The sequence below is a fragment of the Coprococcus intestinihominis genome (assembly GCF_040096555.1).
Classification (GTDB): domain Bacteria; phylum Bacillota; class Clostridia; order Lachnospirales; family Lachnospiraceae; genus Coprococcus_A; species Coprococcus_A intestinihominis.
Genome location: NZ_JBBMEK010000217.1, coordinates 1 through 5,735, shown reverse-complemented (window position 1 = coordinate 5,735; position 5,735 = coordinate 1). Strand labels below are relative to the sequence as shown.

6 protein-coding genes are annotated in these 5,735 nt (G+C 50.7%); all 6 read right to left on the bottom strand.

Annotated features, from left to right (window positions below; translation table 11 throughout):
• Window positions 1–110: 110 nt before the first annotated feature.
• Window positions 111–767 (bottom strand): vWA domain-containing protein, encoded by a 657-nt coding sequence (locus WMO25_RS13945; RefSeq protein WP_349085810.1) that lies wholly within the window; start codon window positions 765–767, stop codon window positions 111–113.
• A 101-nt stretch (window positions 768–868) separates the two neighbouring features.
• Entirely contained in the window at window positions 869–1,291 is a 423-nt protein-coding gene (locus tag WMO25_RS13940) for a YolD-like family protein (RefSeq protein ID WP_008396798.1), read from the bottom strand.
• Window positions 1,288–2,796: a Y-family DNA polymerase gene (locus WMO25_RS13935; RefSeq protein ID WP_349085808.1), complete on the bottom strand. Its 1,509-nt coding sequence runs from the start codon at window positions 2,794–2,796 to the stop codon at window positions 1,288–1,290. Before WMO25_RS13935 ends, WMO25_RS13940 begins: the two co-directional genes overlap by 4 nt.
• Before the next feature lie 22 nt (window positions 2,797–2,818).
• On the bottom strand, window positions 2,819–4,351 hold the full coding sequence (locus tag WMO25_RS13930; RefSeq protein WP_148336295.1) for a sodium ion-translocating decarboxylase subunit beta: 1,533 nt from the start codon (window positions 4,349–4,351) through the stop codon (window positions 2,819–2,821).
• A 5-nt stretch (window positions 4,352–4,356) separates the two neighbouring features.
• The gene (locus WMO25_RS13925) at window positions 4,357–5,400 is read right to left on the bottom strand and encodes an O-acetyl-ADP-ribose deacetylase (protein WP_349085806.1); all 1,044 of its coding nucleotides are present in this window, start codon (window positions 5,398–5,400) and stop codon (window positions 4,357–4,359) included.
• A gap of 19 nt (window positions 5,401–5,419) precedes the next feature.
• A complete protein-coding gene (locus WMO25_RS13920; protein ID WP_252196375.1) occupies window positions 5,420–5,557 on the bottom strand; it encodes a hypothetical protein in 138 nt (45 codons plus the stop codon).
• Between the last annotated feature and the right edge of the window lie 178 nt (window positions 5,558–5,735).

Here is a 5,735-nt window from a genome sequence, read left to right as displayed (position 1 = left end):
CGACATTGCGCGGTCATAGGTTTCAGATAAGACTTCAATGTTCAGGGATAGGATGATGTAATCCGGTCTTGCGGAGACATTGCCTGTCCCTTTTACGGTGATTATTCTCATTACTTTCTCCCGTCCTTTCTGGAATTGTAGTCCTCATCAATACGTTTTTTCCAATTCGTACCCAGCGGTACGCTGCATCGGACAGCGGAAACCGCTTCGCTCAGAACTTCATAGTTGAGTTGCGTTCCCTCGCGGTCAGAGTGGTAATTGACCGCTCGATCTGCTCCAATTCCAAAATGCTTTGCCGTCTCAACTGCATCAATGTTTGCACCGAGGAAAAGAAACTCCCAGCCGTACTTTTCCTTCTGTCGCTCAATCATCTTCTTGACCTTCTCGCTGTCATAACGGCGGCTTGCATTCTCCATGCCATCCGTTGTGATGACGAACAGTGTGTGTTCAGGGACATCCTCTTTTCTTGCGTACTTATGGACATTCCCAATGTGATGAATCGCTCCGCCGATAGCATCCAGAAGCGCGGTGCAGCCGCGAACGGAATAGTCCCTGTCGGTCATCGGATCCACCTTCTGAACCGGCACACGGTCATGGATAACCTCGCTCACGTTGTCAAAGAGAACGGTAGAGATCAATGCCTCGCCATTCTCTTTTTTCTGCTTTTCAATCATGGAGTTGAATCCTCCGATGGTGTCTTTTTCCAGTCCGCTCATAGAGCCGCTGCGATCAAGGATGAATACGATCTCCGTCATGTTCTTTCTCATGTTTTGTACCTCCGTATATAAAAAAATGACTGCTTGGTGTCTCACCTTACAGTCATATTGTACTTCGGTATTCACTTCATTTGGTCGCATGGCAAGCGACATTATTCTAAGGATAAGAACAGCTCTCCGTCAATGCTTAGGATGTCATCCATCGGAATCTTCGTGCCGTCCTGCATGGTAATTAGGCGCTCAAAGTCATCAACCTTTATGACTGCGCCGGTTGCAGTTACATACGCACCGCCAGCTTTGCGCTCATCAGGTTTGAAGTAGGTTATTTCAACCTCCGGCTCTTCATCAAGGGCATCCATGAGAAGCTGATACCTCATGTTCAAAGCGGTCAAGGCTCCCTCATCAAGCTCAATCCTTTCGTCGGTCAGACGTCCGGTTTCCTTGATTGCAGAATCATAGCCGGTGAGGGCGGCAAAGGGTGCAAACTGCGCTGCACGATCTGACATCGGCATTTGTGGTCGCGTTTTGGAAACGTGATGAGGAAGTCCCATGATCTCGTCGTATTTTCCGTTCACGCCTTATGCCCTCCAATCTGCGCATTGCGGTCTTTCGCGGTTGCGCCTTCTTCAAGATTCATCGCCTTGAGGATGGCGTTCTTTCCGTACTTCTTTTTGATTGCAAGCGTGGCGGCTTGTATTTTCCGCTCACGTTCCAAGGCGGCGTCCTCGGCTTTCTGTTTTTCCTCTTCGGCAGCATAGTCAGTGAAAAGGTCAAGCTGGACAGCACCGTCATTTTTCTTCGGCGCGTCCGCTTCCGGCAGGACATGATTTGCTACAACATACATACGGCGGACAAGCAGATTCTTGTCCACGATCCGGTCAAACAGCTCTGACACAGCACACATTATTTTGCGGGTAGAGGATGTGTGACCGTCGAGGTTAATAGAGCCGTGCGCCTGTTTGGGAATCTCCCGACCGTAGGGGTCTTTCCCCACCGCGCCGTGATACTTTGCCCGTCGTGCAGGATCGGTCAGGTTCTCAATGTCGTAGCCAACTGTGAGAACCATCTGATCGGTGACAAGCCCCTTGTCCACCAAGTCCAGCACAAGCAAGTCCGTCATTTCCCGGACAACCAGCTTCGCCTTCTGCGGCTCATAGGGACAGTGCAATACCTGACCGGAACTGAGGCTGTTGGAGCTGGGACGGTATGCCTTGATCGCTTCAATGGTCGTAGGCTCCCAGCCCCACGCATGGTCGATGAGCAATTCCGCATTCTTGCCGAACAGCTTGTAAAGCAAGTCCTCGTTCCGCTCCGAGCAAAGGGCAACATCGCCCATTGTGAACATCCCATTCTGCTCAAGTTTCTTCGCAATACCTCGACCCACGCGCCAGAAATCCGTGAGAGGCTGGTGCGCCCAAAGCTCACGCCGGAACTTCATTTCATCCAGTTCGGCTATTCGGACGCCGTTCTTGTCGGCTGGGATGTGCTTCGCTACAATGTCCATTGCCACTTTGCAGAGAAAGAGGTTCGTCCCGATCCCAGCGGTTGCCGTGATGCCGGTTGTCTCAAGCACGTCGAGGATAATCTTCATGGCGAGATCATGTGCCGAGAGCTTGTAGGTATTCAGGTAGTCCGTCACGTCCATGAACACCTCGTCGATGGAGTAGACCACGATGTCCTCCGGGGCAATATATTTGAGATAAACCTGATAGATGCGGGTGCTATACTCCATGTAGTACGCCATCCGAGGCGGCGCGATGATGAAGTCAATCGCCAGATACGGGTTTGCTTGCAGCTCAGAGTAGAAGTGTGATGTGCCGTCCAATCTGTGTCCCGGCGCGTCGTGCTGCCGTCCGGCATTCGCTTCCTTCACGCGCTGTTTGACTTCAAATAGCCGCCCGCGTCCGGAGATACCGTAGCTCTTGAGGGAGGGCGTGACGGCAAGGCAGATGGTCTTATCGGTACGGCTTTCATCCGCAACAACAAGGTTAGTGTCCAGAGGATCTAAGCCGCGCTCCCGGCACTCCACGGAGGCGTAGAAGGATTTCAGGTCGATTGCGATGTAAGTGTGTTGTTTCACCTTCTTTGCCTCCGCTTTCTTCTTAGATCAGCCCTAATGACATTTCATTGGAGCTTTTAATGTTGAATACGATACGCCATTCAATATCACCCTCCACCGGCTCAAAGTGTAGAGAGGAACAAACTGCATGAAGTTTTTCTTTTGAGCTGTCTCCACACACGATTGCGATTGGACCGTCCGCTCCGCCGATAATGCCGATACAAGCAATATCGTTTCGTGCCTCTGGTGCATAGCGGTCAGAGCATGGCGCAATTTCCAAAGGCTTGTCCCCCTCAGCGCAATCACAGATCGTAACATCGCTGTCAGGTTCAGGAGAAAGTGTATAGCTCATAGCAGTAAAATGCGTAGGATAAAACCAGCGGTCAGAACCGTAACGCTTTTCGGAAATTGTCTGCTGCTCTAATTCCTGTACAGTCAATGTGTATTTTTTTCCACTGACCGGATGGAGGAAAGAAAACGAATCACCGGGAGCGTGTGCCTTGAAATGTGGTCCCGGGACACGACACGACTGCTGCTCCATTGTAAGGGAGAGGGCTTTTATTTCAGGACGGCGTTTGCTTGTCCACGGAAAAGCTGCCCGAAAAATCATCCATCCATAGGATGTATCCAAATCATAGTGTTCCAATGCCCACTTTGCTTCCGCTTCATTGATCACCCCGTCTGGCAAACATGGATTAAAGACCACGGAACAGCCGTGGGAGGTCAGCATTGTTTTCCCGTTCAATTCCAAACGAGGAATAAAGTTAAGGCAAAGTGGATTGTCTAAATCTATCTGCATTTGCTGCTCCTGCGTGAAGTATTCGCAGGAGTCGTTTTCGGGGTGTAAATCCCATTTAGTTATGAACTTGCGAATGTCTTCTTCCGGGGTACGCATACAAAAGTCCATGACGAGTCCCTTGCTGCAAGAATACGCCGCAGGAATAACCCAATGATGCCTCGCCCAGTCAAATTGCTTATTCAACCGGATTTCCGTTCCGGCATGGTCTTTTCCCGAATGTCCCCAGAAGTTTCCATCAAAGTAGACCTTCCACTCAGGCATGGTCGGTTCTGCTTCTGGGTTCATATCAACATCATAATAGTCCTCGGTGTACTTGATCTTACTATAATCAAAGGATGCTTGCAGCTTTTTGATGTATACCCACGGCTGTTCCATAGGCGTCAATTTCATTTTCTCAGCAAGCTCTGATAGCGTTCTTTGCTGATCCTGCGTTGGAGGGTTGTCCTGCAAAAAGGCTTCAAACTGGGCTTTATCCCACATCCACGCCTGTTCCAGCGCTGCCGAATCACTGCAAGCAAGGAGCAACCTCAGAAAGTCTTCAAAATCGTTTGCCAGCGGATGAACAAAATCCGGAGCCGAGTTCATGGGACTGACGGAAAATACCATACCGCCAAAGTCTCGAACAAAGCAGAAGTGGATGCCGTCCACACCCGCCCAGCCAAAAATAGATGCACCTTTTGGCGTGCAAAAGTATGGGTTGTTATCTTCACGACGCTCCACCCCTACGGGCGAAAGGTCAATACCACTTCGCAAAAATTTCTGAAACACTTTATCCATAGACCTTATGCTCCTATTAAACTTTGGTCGAAGGCAAACAGAGCCTCGTTGATCTCAAAGACATTATAGTTCCCATGCTCCACGAAATACTCCACGATGATGTCAAACTTGTTGGAGTGGGAGAGCGCAAAGCCAGCCTTCATGAGCATATCCTTCATTTCAACAAGCGGCAGCTCAAGGGCAATGGCAAACGCAATGACCGTGGGCTTGGAAGGCTTATAAGACTTGTCCGAGCGGATCTTCGAGAAGAGCTTCCGGTCAATATTCGCCTTCTTATAGCACTGCGCGTCCGTCATGCCGCGCTCATCAATCTTTCGCAGAAGCATCTCGGAAAAACTCTCGTCGATCTGTCCCAGCGCGTCATCAAGGGTTGCCGCCTTTTTGGGGGCAGCCGCCGCATAGACGGGAGGCATGAGCTGTTCGATTGCCTCTTCACAAACGGATGCCTCGCAAGGCATGGGTTCTTCCTTCCGGAAGGCGTTCATCCTGCGCAGACGCTCGGAACGATTATCAGTATGCTCGTCCACATAGCGGTCATCTATGTACGCTGCAATATCGGCAAACAGCTTGCCGCTGATCTGATAGGCTTTGCGGTCAAAAATGACGATGTACACCGTCATTTCATTTTCGAGAAGGAAACTGCTAATGGTGTCAATCGCCACTTTGAGAGCCTGATCCTTCGGATAGCCGAAAATGCCGGAGGAAATCAGAGGGAACGCAGCCGATTCGCAGCCGTATTCCTTCGCCAGCATGAGCGATGTCCGATAACAGGATGTCAGTAGTTCGCGCTCACCATGCCGTCCGTCATACCAGCGCGGACCGACAGCATGAATGATATATTTGCAGGGCAGCTTGTAGCCCTTCGTGATTTTTGCGCTCCCGGTTTTGCAGCCGTGGAGCGTTTCACATTCCGTCAGCAGCTCCGGTCCTGCAGCACGATGAATGCAGCCGTCCACACCGCCGCCACCCAGCAGCGACTCGTTGGCAGCGTTGACGATGGCGTCCACCTTCATTTTCGTGATGTCATTTCTGACGATTTGAAGCGGCATGATTCTATCCTCCGTCCTATCAAAGCGGCATCGGTGTCCGGGCGATCAGAATGACCGCCAGAATCGCGCCCACAAATGCCGCTGCCCCTACGACCGCCAACACCTTTTTGTCGAGCTTCTTCTTCGCTGCCTTGCCAATCAGCGCAGCGCAAGCCATGCAGACAGCCGCAGCAACAAGCGCAATGCCCAGCGTTTCCCATAGCCAAGAAAGTTCATGTAGGATTTTCATGCGATCATCATCTCCTGTTCGTTAAACTGGAATTTATAGTCCTCTCAAAACCAATTTGCTTTTTCTTCTCGAAATACGGGAATATCACTATCTCGATATGGATTGT

Bases quoted from the DNA above. Each gene is read 5' to 3' on its own strand.
- WMO25_RS13945 (WP_349085810.1), bottom strand. From the start codon at position 767: ATGAGAAAGAACATGACGGAGATCGTATTCATCCTTGATCGCAGCGGC.
- WMO25_RS13930 (WP_148336295.1), bottom strand. From the start codon at position 4,351: ATGGATAAAGTGTTTCAGAAATTTTTGCGAAGTGGTATTGACCTTTCG.
- WMO25_RS13925 (WP_349085806.1), bottom strand. From the start codon at position 5,400: ATGCCGCTTCAAATCGTCAGAAATGACATCACGAAAATGAAGGTGGAC.
- WMO25_RS13920 (WP_252196375.1), bottom strand. From the start codon at position 5,557: ATGGCTTGCGCTGCGCTGATTGGCAAGGCAGCGAAGAAGAAGCTCGAC.